General features: G+C 45.3%; 14 protein-coding genes and 1 CRISPR repeat array. Of the genes, 9 read left to right on the top strand and 5 right to left on the bottom strand.

Annotated elements, in window-relative coordinates:
• Positions 1 to 1,701, top strand: a 1,701-nt coding sequence (gene cas13b, locus Q0307_RS00785; protein ID WP_298655024.1) for a type VI-B CRISPR-associated RNA-guided ribonuclease Cas13b, incomplete at its 5' end; no start/stop codon positions are given.
• 12 nt (positions 1,702 to 1,713) lie between these two features.
• Positions 1,714 to 2,292: a CRISPR-associated protein Csx28 gene (gene csx28, locus Q0307_RS00780; protein WP_298655021.1), complete on the top strand. Its 579-nt coding sequence runs from the start codon at positions 1,714 to 1,716 to the stop codon at positions 2,290 to 2,292.
• A gap of 395 nt (positions 2,293 to 2,687) precedes the next feature.
• A CRISPR array of direct repeats spans positions 2,688 to 3,137; the repeat unit is 36 nt; unit sequence GTTGGAGAGCCTGCTGGTTAAAGGCGGGACTACGAC.
• Between the two features lie 214 nt (positions 3,138 to 3,351).
• Here csx28 and Q0307_RS00775 read toward each other — a convergent pair.
• Entirely contained in the window at positions 3,352 to 3,840 is a 489-nt protein-coding gene (locus Q0307_RS00775; protein WP_298655018.1) for a DUF3368 domain-containing protein, read from the bottom strand.
• On the bottom strand, positions 3,833 to 4,084 hold the full coding sequence (locus Q0307_RS00770; protein WP_298655015.1) for a UPF0175 family protein: 252 nt from the start codon (positions 4,082 to 4,084) through the stop codon (positions 3,833 to 3,835). Before Q0307_RS00770 ends, Q0307_RS00775 begins: the two co-directional genes overlap by 8 nt.
• A gap of 192 nt (positions 4,085 to 4,276) precedes the next feature.
• Between Q0307_RS00770 and Q0307_RS00765 the strand changes: the two genes are divergently transcribed.
• Complete coding sequence (locus tag Q0307_RS00765; RefSeq protein WP_366936729.1) at positions 4,277 to 5,575, top strand: AAA family ATPase; 1,299 nt, start codon at positions 4,277 to 4,279, stop codon at positions 5,573 to 5,575.
• Positions 5,576 to 5,601: 26 nt separating this feature from the next.
• Here Q0307_RS00765 and rlmJ read toward each other — a convergent pair whose 3' ends face one another.
• Genes rlmJ through Q0307_RS00750 form a run of 3 tightly spaced genes read right to left on the bottom strand, consistent with a single transcriptional unit; the run spans position 5,602 to position 7,681 of the window.
• Positions 5,602 to 6,459 (bottom strand): 23S rRNA (adenine(2030)-N(6))-methyltransferase RlmJ, encoded by an 858-nt coding sequence (rlmJ, locus tag Q0307_RS00760; RefSeq protein WP_298655012.1) that lies wholly within the window; start codon positions 6,457 to 6,459, stop codon positions 5,602 to 5,604.
• Positions 6,460 to 6,491: 32 nt separating this feature from the next.
• Positions 6,492 to 7,058 (bottom strand): thermonuclease family protein, encoded by a 567-nt coding sequence (locus Q0307_RS00755; RefSeq protein WP_298655008.1) that lies wholly within the window; start codon positions 7,056 to 7,058, stop codon positions 6,492 to 6,494.
• Complete coding sequence (locus Q0307_RS00750) at positions 7,058 to 7,681, bottom strand: arylesterase (protein ID WP_298655007.1); 624 nt, start codon at positions 7,679 to 7,681, stop codon at positions 7,058 to 7,060. The genes Q0307_RS00755 and Q0307_RS00750 overlap by 1 nt, the downstream gene beginning before the upstream one ends.
• Before the next feature lie 232 nt (positions 7,682 to 7,913).
• Here Q0307_RS00750 and Q0307_RS00745 point away from each other — a divergent pair, with 232 nt between their 5' ends.
• From Q0307_RS00745 to Q0307_RS00720, 6 genes are all read left to right on the top strand, one after another.
• Positions 7,914 to 10,637 (top strand): DUF2339 domain-containing protein, encoded by a 2,724-nt coding sequence (locus Q0307_RS00745; protein WP_298655004.1) that lies wholly within the window; start codon positions 7,914 to 7,916, stop codon positions 10,635 to 10,637.
• On the top strand, positions 10,627 to 11,994 hold the full coding sequence (locus Q0307_RS00740) for a DUF3999 family protein (protein WP_298655002.1): 1,368 nt from the start codon (positions 10,627 to 10,629) through the stop codon (positions 11,992 to 11,994). The genes Q0307_RS00745 and Q0307_RS00740 overlap by 11 nt, the downstream gene beginning before the upstream one ends.
• A 389-nt stretch (positions 11,995 to 12,383) precedes the next feature.
• The gene (locus Q0307_RS00735; RefSeq protein WP_298654999.1) at positions 12,384 to 12,749 is read left to right on the top strand and encodes a response regulator; all 366 of its coding nucleotides are present in this window, start codon (positions 12,384 to 12,386) and stop codon (positions 12,747 to 12,749) included.
• Positions 12,750 to 12,850: 101 nt separating this feature from the next.
• Entirely contained in the window at positions 12,851 to 13,297 is a 447-nt protein-coding gene (locus Q0307_RS00730) for a chemotaxis protein CheW (RefSeq protein ID WP_298654997.1), read from the top strand.
• A 12-nt stretch (positions 13,298 to 13,309) separates the two neighbouring features.
• A complete protein-coding gene (locus Q0307_RS00725) occupies positions 13,310 to 14,545 on the top strand; it encodes an ABC transporter substrate-binding protein (protein ID WP_298654993.1) in 1,236 nt (411 codons plus the stop codon).
• Positions 14,542 to 16,392 (top strand): methyl-accepting chemotaxis protein, encoded by a 1,851-nt coding sequence (locus Q0307_RS00720; RefSeq protein ID WP_298654990.1) that lies wholly within the window; start codon positions 14,542 to 14,544, stop codon positions 16,390 to 16,392. Before Q0307_RS00725 ends, Q0307_RS00720 begins: the two co-directional genes overlap by 4 nt.
• The last annotated feature ends 5 nt before the right edge of the window (positions 16,393 to 16,397 follow it).

The following is a 16,397-nucleotide window of genomic DNA, read 5'->3' as shown; positions in this document are numbered from 1 at the left end:
CGCTTAAGTTACTACCGCTTTAGTGGCTCTTCAACTCCTCTGGTGCATGACCAAATTTTGAAATGTGGGCCGATTGGTGATTTTTTAGCGGAAGATTTTTTGCGCTTTCAGCCAAGTGATGCCAGCAAGCCTGATGGTGGCAAACTCAATAGCCAGCACTATCAAATTTTGCAGAAGACCTTGGCTTATTATGGAGCACATGTCGAAGAGCCACCGAAAATTGCAGATTTATTAGCGGATTGTGGCTTCTTGTCGGGGGCGCTAGCCCATCCCTTTTTAGGGCGTTTAGGGCTGGCGACGCGAGCTGATAAATACCAAGGCTTGATTAGTTTTTATGAGGCTTATTTGCAGGCAAGACGACGCTTTATTCAAGATTATTTAGCCAAGCCCAAGCAGTGGTCGCTGAATCAATTGCCTGCTTGGTTGGGTTTGCGGCAAGCCGCCAGTTTCGATAATTGGTGTGCTGAATTATGGGATGGGCAGCGACTCAAGCAACCCTTACCCGTGCCGGATCATTTTTTGTATCGCCCGATCTTGAATTTAGTGGCTAAGGCTTTGCAGTTAGAGGCAGCGGATTTAGAGCGCGAAGGCTCTGTGCAGTATACGAAAACCAAGGGTAGTGTCAGTATTCCACCCTCGATCACTTGGTTGCTCAAACGCTATTTGGCGGGGCAAGGGCAACAGGTGCAGGCGATGTATAGTTACCCACGGCGGCATGGTTTGCTGGATACTTGGTTGGATCGGCGTACTCAGCAATTTGCAGAAAAGCAAAAGCATTATCGTTCTGAAGCTGAGCGCCAGCAGCTCATCACGGATTTACGTACATGGCTGCTGGACACTAAGCCTGCGTTTGGCAAACCGCCACAGAGTGAAACTACCTTAGCTAAACGCGAAAAACTCAGTGCCTTACTGAAAGCTTATCAACAAGATGAGCTACAAATTCGGCATGCGATGGCACAGGATCGCCTGTTGTATTTGTATGCACAGCAGTATTTGGAGCGTTTAACCTTAGCCGATGCGAGTGCGCGTCCTAATTGGGGTTTACAGGGTTTGGAGCATACCTTGTTAAATACACCACTGCGCCAATTCTTAGATATTCCTTTACCCAAAAAACCTGCCACTTCTATCCGCTATCTAGCACGTGCTTTAGTTCATCCGGCTTGTAAGCTGCGTGATTGGGGCGGTTTGCGGGTATTGGTGCGTGATCGGCGTTTACAGGGATTATTGGTGGAGAATGGTGGCTATTATCCAGAGTTAGAGCTACACCATGAGGAGATTCGTGCTGAGTTAATGAGTTATCAACGCGTGCGGGTGCAGTTGATGCGGCGCGTACATGAGGTAGAAACTCGAATTAGCCAGAAGCTAGGGGCTATTCCTAAACGTGACGCTGCTGAGTTTAAGCAAAACCCTGAGTTTGGGGGTGGTCGGTATGGGGATTTTTTACAGGCTTTATATCAGCATCAACAACAGCAGGCGGCGCATTTAGCAGGGTTTGAATTAGCTGCTTTCAATCAGTTTCGTTTGATTCGCAATGCGTTTGCGCATAATCAGTATCCGCTAGCCACGGAGTTTCCGCAGCTTGTGCAGGCAGTGCGTGCCGAGCCTGTGCCGGTGAATCCGGCGAATCATCGTAAAGTAGCGGAGCGTTTGTATGCACAATTGGAAGGTTTAAGCCGAGCTTGGTTGCGTTATTTACAGTAAAGGAGAGCAGTCATGGACTTATGGGGTATTCAGTTGGAAGCTGGTGAGTTAGCAGATTTAACCGTAGGCGCATTGGGGTTCTGTGGGGTGGTGGTGGCAGCCGTGTTGGCTTATGTTTTTGCCACTAAGCAAAGCCGCCAAGTGCATAACACGGTGATTCGTACCGACCGTTTGCGCCGTGAGATTGCAGCGTTAGAGGCAGTTTGGACCTTGTTGGCGTATATGAGTGATAAGAAAAGCGATAAGGCGATCCTGCACTGGACTAAGGATAATAAGGCCGGTGGGGTGACACAGTATTTTTATCATTATGCTAATTTAGAGCGCTTTTTGTTGCAGGAACTGAGTACGGTGTTTTATCAACAACATGCTGGTTTATTCATTTCTGAGCAGGTACGGGATTTGTTGTATGCTTATCGGGCGGTTGTTGCTGGGTTTTATTTCTCGCATCCTAAGACCGCTCAGGCCTCAGCCGAGGGTTTAACGCTGATTAATAAACCTGAGCAAGTGGAGAAATTGAAGGCTTTATATGCAGACTTAAATCGACAATTACGTATGGAAATTGAACAACGGTATCGAGCTTTGGAGGTGTAGGCGGGTAGTGTTTCGTATAAGTATTAGGCAATTGAAAGGGCTTTGGTTGAATTTTAACCATGGTAACTTTTTCTCACCCGTATTCTCTGCTAAGGGTCTTTGTAATTATATGATTATAAAAGTCTTTCAGATACGAGCCGTTGGAGAGCCTGCTGGTTAAAGGCGGGACTACGACTTCTTTTTAGTGAATATTAATACTTATCGCCCACCGTTGGAGAGCCTGCTGGTTAAAGGCGGGACTACGACCCTAATTAAATGCCCTAGAGAGGATTAGGGGACTAGGTTGGAGAGCCTGCTGGTTAAAGGCGGGACTACGACCATACTTTTTGGTGATGTTGGTAAACAACCAAAGTGGAGGCGGGTGGATATTGAGCAATGGGCGGAAGGTGGTAAACGTTGGAGAGCCTGCTGGTTAAAGGCGGGACTACGACCATACTTTTTGGTGATGTTGGAGAGATGTCGCTGTTGGAGAGCCTGCTGGTTAAAGGCGGGACTACGACTTTATACGTGGGTATGTGGCTGCAAAATTGGATTGTTGGAGAGCCTGCTGGTTAAAGGCGGGACTACGACAACTAATTCGCGCTGTGTTTCAAACCATCGCCGTTGGAGAGCCTGCTGGTTAAAGGCGGGACTACGACTTCCCTTTATTAAGAGCGCAGGCGATTGCGCCGGTTGGAGAGCCTGCTGGTTAAAGGCGGGACTACGACCATACTTTTTGGTGATGTTGGAGAGATGTCGCTGTTGGAGAGCCTGCTGGTTAAAGGCGGGACTACGACGAGTCTACACATGCTCCACTCACTGGCATCTGCGTTGGAGAGCCTGCTGGTTAAAGGCGGGACTACGACTTAAGTACACCTGTAATTAGCGGTAGCTATGGGTGTGGAGAATTAACAAAGAAAAGCCAAACCTATGTTCCAAGACATATACAAGACATATAGAGTTATCGTTGGAACAGTAACTTTAGAAGGTTATTGTGAAGAGTCCACCAAGCGTGAGTTAGTGAAGCCTATTTAGGCTTCTTTGAAAATACAGGCGAAATAAATGACTCAGGGTGTCAAGTTACTCCCCAACATCCTGCAACACAGCTTCCACTAAATTATTAGCCATATAAATATTATTTGCCCTTAGATACTCAATATAAGGTCTTATTGCAATAATTAACCCGTGTTTTTTTGCCTTACGCAAAATGCCCAACGTCCCAATACGCGGAATATGAAAGCGTTCTGCTACCCGTCGAGCCTGCGAATCATCTAATAGTACAATACTGTCGGTTATAGTTTGTGCCAATGCAATCGCCTCTGCCTCACCCGGATCAACCAAGATGGATAGCGGCTGGAGTACTTGTGGTTCTGGCTTGCGTATTTCCAGCCAAGATAATTGCGCAACAGCCTGTGCGCCCGGCATCCCCAAACCTTTAACTGTCACCTCATGCCATACCGCAGGTGGAACTAAAACCCGTTGATACAATTGCCTTAATAAATCCAGTTGCTCAATAATAGCGAGTGAAATCAAGGGGCCACTGTCCGCAACGATGGCTGGCCTAATCATCCTGCAACTCATCAGTGATTTGGTCATCCTGCAAATTGACTACGGGAACACCCAAACGCCCTAATTCAAACATGAACTTCAGCTTTGCCATCCCACAGAATTCAGCCGCCTTACCCAGTGACAGACGATGCAACTCAAACAACTTAAGTGCCAGTAAAAAGCGTAATTCTTCTTCTAACTCGCGGGGTGCTTTGCCCGACCTAACCAATAAATCATCAGCATAAGGTATGGATAAACAGTGCATGGTGCTTTTCCTAATAGAATAGTGCCCATAAGTTTAGCCTAGCTAAGTAAGCTTGCAATCTTTTATGCCTAGCTACAAAGACTAGTGCAACTGACAAAGGTATCATTTTTCAGTAGAGCGTATGCGCTCCTTCTCGCGTTCCCTATACATGCTAAACTCTAGCCATCCCAACTGATTAGCCTATCACCGCCTATGAAGCTCAAAATCCCCTACGGTTTAAGTAATTTCCGCAAAGTCATTAGCGAAGGCTATACCTATGTGGATAAGACCGCGTATATCCCAGCGCTTGAAGAGCAGGGTAATTATTTGCTGTTGCTGCGGCCCCGACGGTTTGGCAAGAGCTTATTTATTTCCATGCTGGAGTATTACTACGATCAGCGTTATGCGGCAGAGTTTCCGGCCTTATTCGGACAGTTAGCGATTGGACAGCAGCCGACGGCTTTGCAGAATAGCTATCAAGTGCTGTTTATGGAGTTCAGTGGAATTGCAACGACGAGTGCTGAAGATATTTACCGTGCGTTTACCACTAAAATTCAGTTAGCTTTAGAGCGTTTTCTGGAAGATTACGCTTATCCACGGACTGCTATTCAGCAAGTGCAGCAATGTGAGTTACCGCATGAAAAAATGGAGGCGTTTTTTACCCAAGTCCGTGGTAATAAACTCCTGCTGTTGATTGATGAATATGATCATTTCGCCAATAGCATTCTGGCTGATAATCTAACGCATTTTCAAAGTATCGTCGGCAAGGGTGGTTTTGTACGCAGCTTCTATGAAACCTTGAAAGCGGCAACCCAGCGTGGGGCTTTAGATCGCTTATTTATTACCGGCGTGACCCCCGTGATGTTGGATAGCCTCACGAGCGGGTTTAATGTTGTTGAGAATGTATCTTTACATGCGGATTTTAATGCGGCTATCGGTTTTACCCATCAAGAAGCGGCTAGCTTATTGCAGCCACTAGCGGATGACTGTGGTTTGTCGCTTGAGTCGCTACAACAAACAGCGTCAGACTGGTATGACGGTTATTGGTTTAATTCTCAAGCCAATGAAACGCTATTCAATGCGGATATGCTGCTGTATTTTTTAAAGAATTTTGATCGTCAACGTTGTCGTTACTCCAAACAGATGCTCGATGAAAATATTGCCTCGGATTATGGCAAGATTATGGCCTTATTCCATATCGGCAATCGGGAGGCGAGTTATCAAGTTTTAGATGAGTTAATTCAGCACGGGCAGGTCGAAGCCCAGCAACAGCGCAAGTTTGATTTGGAAAAAGGTTTAGATCGAGATGATTTCATTAGCTTGCTGGCTTATATGGGCTTTGTCAGTTTGCAAGGCGAGACTTTAACCGGACAAATATTTGGTATTCCGAATCAAGTCATTCGTGAGCTGTATTTCCAATATTTTAAGGTGGAATTAGCCCTTCAAGCTGGTCTTACAATTACCCGAAATTGCCAAGCTACAAGCCTTGCAAGCGTGGGTGGTTGTCAGTGACGGGGAAACGGTGCAGCGCATACAAGTCAAGCCGCTTGAATTAACCACTCCACTCGCCACTTAGCTTGCGCATCTCGTTGTAAGGTTTTAGTCAAGCGTGGTAAGAGCTTCTTAAGCTGTTGATCTAATTGCCAAGGTGGGTTAATCACCGCTAAGCCGGAGCCATGCATGCCTAAATCGGGATGTTGAGCCTCCACGCTCAGTTCAGCGACTAATAAACTATTAAAGCTGCTTTTCTCTTGCAAATCATGCAGTAAACGCAAGCTACGATCCCGCGCTTTAGCGAGCATCGGATACCAAATCAAATAAGTTCCCGTAGGCCAGCGGGTGTAAGCTTTTTTTACCGCTTGTACCACTTGCTGGTATTCCTCTTGGCGTTCATAGGCAGGGTCAATCAGCACTAAGCCTCGGCGGGGAGTTGGTGGTGTGAGGGCGCTTAAACCTTCCAAACCATCCCGATGATGGATATGCACACGGCTGTCTTTGGCTAGATTACCACGCAAGACTTCAATTTCTTGTGGATGCAATTCCATCAAAATCAGTTGATCTTGGGGGCGTAAGAGCTGCCGCGCTACTTCAGGCGAGCCGGGGTAAAATTGTTGCCCTGCTTGTTCGGTATTCAATTGTTGGAGAATTTGAAAATAAGCGCTTAATTCAGGCCATTTAGTTTGTTCATGCCATAAGCGCTGAATTCCGCTATTCGACTCGCGGGTTTTGCGCGCCCAATCACTATCCAAATCATAAATCCCCGCGCCTGCATGCGTGTCTAAATACACAAATGGCTTATCTTTTTGCTTAAAGCTTTCAAGCACTAGGCTTAAACTAGCATGTTTTAAGACATCGGCATGATTGCCTGCATGAAAGGCGTGGCGGTAACTGAGCACAAGTATTTCTCACTAGCTTAAGTTGAAATAGGTTAATGGCGCTGTTGCTTGCGGAAATCCCAAGGCGCAATCGGTTTAGCATCTTGCCATAAACCACGCTCAGCAGCACGTGCTTGTTTTTCCGCTTTGGCATAAGAGTTTTGCTCACTGGCAGTTTGTTCTTGTGCATAGGCTTTATAATGCCAGCCACAACCGGCTTTGATTTGCTCTAAGGCTAGATCCTTACCGTTTACGCGCACTTCCGCTACGATACGACCATAACGATCTTGCTTGAAAACTTCGACTTCAGCCACTTGCTGATCAGTCAAGCGTATGAGTGCTTCCTTACAAGCGCGTCCGAAAGGCTGAGTTTTCTCAGGAGCATCAATACCTTGTAGGCGGATTTTATACGTCTTTTTATCAGAGCCAAGCACCGTGAGCGTATCGCCATCCGCAATATGCACGATCTGTGCTTGAGCTAATAAGCCATTCATTTCAGCAATACGCGCCCCTTTAGGTAGCGGTTTATAAGAGCCTTTTTGTGATTCTAAGGTGTCCAAACAAGCCGTCATTAGACTCGCTATACCGCATAACAAAATAGCTTGTATAGAAAGTTTCATTATCTCTTAATCACATCCACTAGGACTGGTTCTAAGGTTGGCCAAAGATGCTCAAGAATTTTCGGTTGGGCTTCAGCCGTGGGGTGTAAGCCGTCGGCTTGCATTAAATTAAAATCAGTGGCGACCCCTTCTAATAAAAAGGGCACAAAAGGCAGCTTATATTGCTCCGCTAAAGCTTTGTAGACCTGATCAAATTGCTCGATATAGCTTGCCCCATAATTAGGGGGCAGGTGAATACCAATCAGAATCACTTTCACTGACTCTTGCGTAGCAAGCTTAATCATTTGTTCGAGATTAGCTTGTATTTCTTTGATGGGTTTGCCTTGTAGACCGTCATTAGCACCCAACTCTAGCAGCAAATAGTGCGGCTTAATCGCACTGACTGAGGCCAATAAACGGCTTAAGCCGCCACTGGTGGTTTCACCGCTAATACTGGCATTGGCAACCTGAAAGTTTTCCCCTAATTTTTCTTGTAAAAGCTGAACCCACCCCTTTTCCACTGGAATGCCATAAGCAGCACTGAGGCTATCACCGAAGACTAAAATTGTCGTTTTGCTAGGAGGCATAATTGCCGAAGCAGGTTGAAAGCTAAACAGCATAAAACTTAAAAAGAGGGTGATCATTAATTTCCAAAAGTTCATAAGATTCGTGAGCAAGTTGAGTTAAGCCATAGCCTACCTGAAGCCTTAGCTAAAGGCATTAAGCCTCTACTGAAGGTAAGGAAGTGGTAATCTTTCGTTGGAAAGTAGCATTTTACGCTACTGTTTGGTGTATAGCTTGCCACTTATCCTGCGGTACTGAACGAGCTTAGGCGGCCTTGCATATACTGGCTGAAACTATTGATAGGTTAGCACTATGGTTTTCAGTATTTTTCTTCTCATCATCGGTGCCTTTCTCGCCGCTTTTATAGGGAGTTCCCCGTTTATCGGCGGAGCTTTAGGTTTTCTGTTTGGCTGGGTGTATAGCTTGAGCTTGCGTATTCACCAGCTAGAAACGCAGATTAAACACCATGTTCCAGCACAAGCTGAGCCTACGGCTAGTGAACCCGCTTTATACGAGCCAGAACCGATAGCAGCTCCTCAAGAAGCAGTTCCCCTACAAGTTTATGTGCCCACAGTTGCAACTGAAACCATAGTAAATACTGAGCCTAGTTATCTAGTAGAGTCTAAGCAAACTGACCCTACAGAAGAACCCAAACAACCGAGCTTTTCCATCCTTACCAAAGCTAAAGATTGGTTATTGGGCGGCAATCCCTTTGTACGTTTAGGCGTAGTTATTCTGTTTATCGGCGTTGTGTTCCTGCTGCGTTATTCGATTCAGCGTAATCTTGTGCCGGTTGAACTACGTTTGCTGGGTGCGGCCAGCGGTGCTTTAGTGCTATTAGGCTTTGGCTGGAAATTGCGTGAACGGGCGGGGGCGTATGGACTGATCTTGCAGGCGGGAGGGATAGGGTTACTCTATTTGACGGTGTTTGGTGCTTATAGTCTGTATCAGTTAATGCCATCCTTTGCAGCTTTTGCTCTCTTGCTGGTATTTGTCATCGCAGCCACCGTGTTGGCCGTCTTGCAGAATAGTTTGCCCCTTGCCGTGTTTGCGACCGTGGGCGGTTTCTTAGCGCCTTTATTAACCTCCAGTGGCAGCAATAATTACATAGGCTTATTTAGTTTCTATGCTCTGTTAAATGCGGGGATTTTTGCGATTGCTTGGTTTAAGTCTTGGCGCTTATTGAATCTAGTGGGCTTTGTGTTCACGTTTGTGATTGCTGGAATTTGGGGCTGGTTTAGTTATCGCCCTGAAGATTTTTGGCCAACTGAAGGCTTCTTAATTTTATTCTTCTTATTCTATGTCGCCATTGCCATTTTGTTTGCCACACGCCGACCTTTTAATTTCAAGGATAAAGTCGATGGCAGTTTGGTATTCGGTACACCCATTATTGGCTTTTGTATGCAAGCAGCCTTATTCGTGCCATTTGCGGCGGACACAATTCCTAGCTCATTCTTGACCACCTATGGTTTATCAGTCAGCACTTTGCTACTAAGTATTTTTTATCTGGGTTTAACCTTTATCATCTGGAAGCGTTATGGACAGGAGCAGAAACTACTCGCTGAAACCTTTTTAGTGTTAGCTGTTATTTTTGCCAGTTTAACGATTCCGTTTGCTGCGCAAAATGCAGCGATTACAACCGCTGCTTGGGCGATTGAAGGGGCGGGAATCGTATGGTTAGGGATTCATCAACAGCAGTTGATTCAACGCTTAGTGGCTGTCCTGTTGCAGTTTCTGAGCTTGCTCTTGTTGTTGGGTAATTTTGGCAGTGTTTGGCATAGCTATCCGGTTTTCTGGGACACCGCTTCCATGCAGCCGTTTACGAATGGCTTTTTTATTGCTAGCAGTTTGATTGCCCTAGCTATGTTAGTGTCGAGCCGCTTGTTGTCGAATGAGTTTATTGGCAAACGGAGTTTTGAAACGGGTTTAGCGATGAGCTTATTGATTAGTGCCTTGGTGATGCATTGCATTAGCTTTGAAATCCAAGTGATTTGGGGTGAGTTTGATTATGCTTTGCACTGGCACTTGCTGTATGCGGCGATTGCCTGTGGGCTATTGTGGCTCACGACAAGACAGTATTGGTCTTTACTCAGTTGGGTCTTACCCTTGCCGATGTTGTTAATGCTGTTGGCGTTGTTTATCAGCTTGGGTAAGCAAAACCCTATTTTCGCCCACTATGAATTTGTAGTTTGGCTCGTGTTTTTTGGGGTTTGGTACAGCTTGTTAGGCCGTCTAGAGCGGCAAGCTTGGTTCCCAACTTGGCTGAAGATAGCGCATAGTTTCAGCTTGTGGGTGTTAGTGTTCTTACTGACTAATCAGGTACAAGTTTTACTTAGTGACTATTTCACTTGGCAAAGTGCTTGGAGTGTAGCGGCTTTACCCATCATTGCCTTAGGCATGATTGGACTAATTTTAAAAGCGCCGATTTGGCCGTTTAATTCACAAACTAGTTTATTCTACAGCGTCGCTTTACCTTTATTTGTTTTAGTAGCTTGGTGGTTCTTAACGAGCTTAGTTCATGCTGGAAGTGTCGATCCTTTAACGTGGTTACCTGTCCTAAATCCTTTAGATATGCTTACCTTATGGATGGCTTTAGTGCTGGTCAGTTTAGTTAAGCATTGGCAGCACTTAGGGCACTTACAAAACTCAATGCTGCTGCGTTATAGCTTAATTTTCATTGGCTTCGCATGGCTAAATGTAACGATCTTGCGCGCCTTGCATCATTGGTATGGCTTGGCTTGGGAATTCCCTGATTTACTCATTAACCCGATTACGCAAACTACACTGGCTCTAGTCTGGGGTATTTCTGGTTTGTTGCTGACTTGGCGGGGCAATCGGACAGGTAAGCGGGTGTTATGGAGTGCGGGCGCTGTGTTGCTAGGCGCGGTGGTCTTGAAATTATTCCTGATTGATTTTGCTTCCTCCGATACGGTGGAGCGCATTATTTCGTTTATCGGTGTGGGTGTCTTGTTGCTGTTTATAGGCTATTTAGCGCCTTTGCCGCCTGCCCATCAGGAGACTGTTCATGTTAAATAAGTGTTTAAAAAGCTTAATGTTGGGCTTAGTTTGTTTACCCTTGCTGAGCGTAGCTGCTGAACCGGAGTTTCATTATGAGGCGTCTCTGAGCGAAGCAAATGGGACTTATCGACGTGCTGAGCTGCCTTGGTTCGTGTTAGCGAATTTATTACAAGCGAATCAAGCAGATTTGCAAGTGAGGAATGCGGATAATCAAGTGCTACCTTCACGGGTGAGTCCAATCGGCGATCTGCAACTACAACCAGAAGAACGCTCATTAAATTTCTTCCGAGGTGATGATCCAAGGCAAGTAGGCGTGCTTTTACAATTAGAGCCAACGACGCATAAACCTAAATTGGAGCAATTGGCGCTCACGGATCGGCCGTATTTAATCATCCAAAACTCAGAAGTTGCAGGGCAACTTTTTAATTTGCAAAGCCTCAATCTCAGTTGGGATAGCCAACAGCTCAGCCAATGGCTACCGAAAAATCTTAAGGTGGAGACTAGTGATAATTTGCAAACTTGGCAGCCGGTAAGTACTAAACGCTTGCCATATATTTTAAAAGAGCAAGCAGTTTTAGTTGAAAATCGTAGACTCGAGTTTGATCAACCCATCAAGTCGCGCTTTCTGCGCTTATCAGGTGATAATGATTTTGCACCTTTGCTAAGCGCTCTGCAGAGTGTGAGTGGCTTAGCACCTGAGCAAGCTATGCAACGAATTGCATGGCAAGCAGTGAGTTTAACAAGCACGGCTGATCCACAACAATTTACCTATCAAATGCCTCCATCTTTACCAGTGAAATATTGGCGGATGCGTTTAGATCAGCCCGGTGACTTATATGCAGGGCAGCTACAAAGTCGGTATCCAGATGCTCGCTATGGCGCCAATGCGAAGTATGATACTGCAGTGAGTTTCTTGGACTATCGCTTAAGTTCAGAGTTAGGTGAGTTGCGTGCACCTAGTCAAAGTTTGCCGAGTCCTTATGCTTGGTATGGTGATCATTCAATAGAATGGCTCTGGACTTTTACTCAGCCTAAGCCTTTATCGGCGAGTAAAGTCGTGGTTGAGTTTGCTTGGCAGCCTTTGGAAATCAGATTTATCGCTCAGGGTAAAGGCCCTTTTCGCTTAGTCTATGGAAGTCGAGATCGTGTTGAAGCCGTAACGCTCCCTTTCGATGATACGGATGTCTTGGCAGCGCAACGCTTTGGTCTAACTAGCGTGGAGGTGAGTACTGAGCAGGTTTTGAAACCCTTAGAGCAGCCAGTTTCCTACAGACAGTGGTTACCCTATATGTTATGGGTTGTGCTAATGGCAGCGGTCATACTTTTGCTATGGATGGCGCGTAATTTATGGCGAGATTTGAACAAAACAGCCTAATTGAAACGAACACTAGCCACTATGATTAAAAATAAGACATCGTTAAGAGCTAGTGTCATTCATCTTTATAAGTTGCATTTGCTGAAATATTGACTATTATCAGTTTGATGTATAGTTAACAAGCAAAATTTTGTCGGCTATACAGGCAGACTTTTTTGCTAAACAGTCCATAATAATAGCTCAAAAACGACTGTTTAGGCCTTGTAGTTCCCCATCTATAAGGTTCTGCATGGTTTGAGTTGAGTGTAAAACGAGATAGGACGAACTTTAATGCAACTAAAGCGCCTGTTGCTGTCGAGCATATCGTATGTATCTGACAAGCCTGTAGAGCTAGATGTTTGTTCTTTTCTGTTTTTATTCCAAAAATCTATTCATTTAGGTAGAACCCTATGCCTGCCATAAAAACCATTTTGATCGCGGATGATTCCCAGACTGAGCGTCTTCATTTAAGTCGCATTTTGCAGAATGCTGGTTATCAGGTGATTCTGGCTACCTCAGGTAACGAAGCTAGAATGCTAGCAGAAGCCCATAATCCCGATGTTATTTTTCTCGATATTATCATGGAGGATGGCGATGGTTATCAAACCTGCCGCCATCTACGCAGGCATCCAGCTACTGCAGAAACGCCGATTATCATGGTGTCTAGTAAATCTAATCTAGTGGATATGCAATGGGCAAAAAAACTAGGGGCAAATCACTATGTGACTAAGCCTTATACGTCTGAAACTATTTTGTCGCAGTTAACCACTTTGTGAAAAGTGGTTGAATCAAAAAATTAAGAAAAATCTACCAAGACAGTTGTTACCGAGTGCAGATGACTGTTGAGAATAACTAAATTAGGGTTAAGGAGTAGGCGATGGCTCAAGCTGCGTTCTCGTATAAAGTCGGTGACTATCGCATTTTGTTAGAGACAGGCATGCATTCTGAGGTGCTTACCCTCGATACGGTTTATCCTGTACCTTATGCACCTGATTGGTGCGCAGGCCTGTCTAATGTACGTGGTGATCTCTGCCCTGTCATTGATATGCATAAGGTTTTCTTTAAGCAGCAAAGGCCTAAAAAGCAATACTTATTATGGCTGCAACATGAGGTTTTTGCTCCAGTTGTAGTCAGTTGTGATGAGCTTCCTAAACAAATTAATGTGCCTGAGACTCAGGAACAGATTGGGCGACTTCCGGGGATGCCGGGCTGGATTCAAACCGTTTGGAATCATGACAATACGCTGCTGTTAGCAGCAGATCATGGACGCTTATTGAGATTACTAAGTAAAACCAAGCCCAGTGGAGCCACAGCCACTGTTTAAAGAGGCAGCCATATGAACAATAAACAATTTATCTTGCGGCAATTAGCTTGGATAGCGCTTTGTGTGCTGCCTTGCTTAGCGCAAGCTGATACTTCTAATCCGAATGAAATTCGTTTAGCGACTTCCTTAGATTTGCAAGGTCAGTCCAAAGGCTTGGGCATAGGCATGCTCAACGGCTTAGAGGCAGCTTTAAGAGATAAGCAAGTTGGCACTAAGCAAATCAAGCTTTTAAGTGAAAACGACAATTATAGCCCCGCTAAAGCGGTGGAGGCAGTCAATAAGTTATTAAGCCAAGATGTTTTTGCGTTTGTTGGTAACGTAGGTACACCGACTGCAGCAGCGATTTTGCCTTTGTTAGCCGAGAAAAAAATCCCTGCTATCGGTTTTTTCACGGGGGCTGATTTATTACGTGATAACCAAGAGGGGGTAATCAATTACCGTGCTAGCTATGGTCAGGAAGTTAAAGCGGTTGTTGATGAGGCTTTCAAAAACGGTTACAGCTCTGATGCTATTTGTGCTTATGTGCAAGATGATGCTTATGGTTTAGCTGGTTTGAAGGGGCTGAAAGATGTTTTAACCGATAAGCAGGGTGTGGATTATATTTCTGAAGGCTTAGATAAAATTTTCCAACAACAGGACGAGGATGCTTCCCGCAATGGACTAGGGCCTGTTGGTTTTTATAAACGTAATAGTTTGATAGTCCGTTCAGCATATGACTCCATTAAAGCTTGGGAGGCTAAACAAGGCAAGCCGTGCAAGTTTGTAGTAACAGTAGGTTCTTACGAATCGGTCGCCCGTTTCATCAGTTATGCTCAAAGTAAGCAAGAGCCTTGGGTTTATAGTGCTGTATCGTTCACAGGTGCAGATAATTTGCTTCAGCAACTAGCTAAGTTTGGGGTAAAAGATCGGGTCGTAATGACTCAAGTAGTACCAGCGCTTGAGAGTAGTTTACCGATTGTGAAGGATGCAAAAGCAGCCTTGGGTGATAACTTAGGTTATGTATCTTTAGAAGGTTATATCGTTGGCCGCATGCTTCTTAAGGCGCTAGATGATGTGGTTGCAGCCGGTAAAGATTTGAGCCGTGAAAATGTAGTAGCAGCTTTACGGGGTCAACAGTTCGATTTAGGTGGTTTGCCGCTGGATTTTAGTAATGATAATCAGGGTTCTGATTTAGTCATCACGACAGCACTAGTCAATAATAAATGGGCGCCAGTAGATAGCGCAACTTGGAAAGGATGGAGCAAATGAGTGATCTGACGAATAACAAGCAGAGAGTAGGCTGGCTAGGCAATATGCCAGTAGCACAGCGGATTTTTTTGTTAGTTTTAATTCCGTTGCTTTTGTTGTTATTGCTAGGGATGGGAGCCATCTTTGTGTTAAACAAAAATCAGGCCGTCTTAAGCGATCTCAGTAATCATATTGCTCTAATTGATACAGGTAACAGACTAGTGCGCGGTACTCAAGATAACCATGTGCAATTATTGCAGGAGGTTGTGTTAGGCACTAAAACTTGGGAAGACGGTTTAAAAGAATTAAAGGCTGCTGAGAAAGACTTCGTTGAGGTCAGTATGCCTCGTTATAGGGCTTTGAAAAGTGTGGATAAGCTGGATGACGAAGCAATCCGCAAAGAATTTAGCCGCGTGCAAGAGCAAATGGATAAGTTATTGGCGTCTATCAAACATAGTACGCGTTTACTGGAAGGTCAAGATCGTACTCAACTTGAGCTGTATGTACAGAATGACCTAATGACTGAAACACAAGGCTTCCGTGAGCAAATCAATGCGCAAGTCGAAAGTGATATTAAACAATCTTATGCCTTGTCGGATAAGGCTACAGCGGATGCTCGTCGGTTTCTATTGATTGCGACCATTATGATCCTACTCGGGATGTTAATTGCCGCCGTTCTAGGTTATTTAATCTATCGCTCAATTGGTGGTCAGTTGGGGCGTTTGAATAGCACGATTCGTGAGATTGCTGCGGGTGACTTAAATGCACGGGTAGAGTTAGGTGGGCGCAGTGAGTTGGCAGAGTTGGGTGAAGCTTTTGATGGCATGGTAGAAGATCGTATTACAACTCAACGCAAAATTAATGCTGAACACCAGCAACTCAATGAATCGGTATTTACCTTACTCGAAGCTGTTGCTGACCTAAGTGAGCGTAACTTAACGGTGCGTGCTAAAGTGACTGAAGATGCAACTGGACCTTTGGCTGATGCGATTAATCAACTGGCAGAAGATACTGCCGACGTTCTTAAGCAAGTACGTGAAATCGCTATAGCGGTAGATCACAGCTCACAAGAAGTAAACCAACATGCGCTTTCAGTGAATCAACTTGCTCTGTTAGAGCGGTCGGAGGCAGAGGAAACCGCTGAGCAATTAGGTAATATCTTAGGTCGTCTAGATTCGATCGCTGCCTCTGCGCAACAAGCTAATCAAGTTGCTGATACGACTTCAAGAGCAACACGGGAGGCACAAGCATCGGTAGCCCGTACCCTTACGAGTATTTCTGGGATTCGCGATACGGTGCAAGAAACGGGTAAGCGTTTGAAGCGCCTGGGTGAACGTTCGCAAGAAATATCCCGCATCATCGACATTATTAGTAATATCTCCGAGCGTACTACCGTGCTGGCTTTAAATGCGAGTATGCAAGCCACTGCTGCGGGTGAAGCAGGGCGGGGTTTCTCGGTTATCGCCGAAGAGATTCAACACTTAGCAGAAAGTTCCCGTGAGTCCACCGACCAAATCGGTGCGCTCGTGCGGAATATTCAGCAGGAAGCCAATACAACGATTGCGACGATGGATCAAACGATTTCTGAAGTTGTGGACGGTTCTACATTGGCTGAACAAGCTGCAGCGCAAATGCAAAGTAGCTTGGATGCGACCAACGAACTGGTGCAATCGGTTGAAAAGATTGCTGCGGATTCAGCAGAGCAGGTACAAATTAGCCAAGAACTGCAAACGCGTGCCGAGCGCATCGTCGAGGCTACTCAATCAACGGGTAAAGAGTTGTTATCTCTGACTAGCTTAACCAGTAGCATGGCCGAAGCCGGTCAGCGTTTAGTTAAATCCGTCAATGTATTCAAGCTGGAAGCCTAAAGCTT

It is taken from the genome of uncultured Thiothrix sp. (genome assembly GCF_937873765.1).
Lineage (GTDB): Bacteria > Pseudomonadota > Gammaproteobacteria > Thiotrichales > Thiotrichaceae > Thiolinea.
Note: the sequence above shows the minus strand (reverse complement) of the source record. Positions and strands in the feature narration are given on the sequence as shown.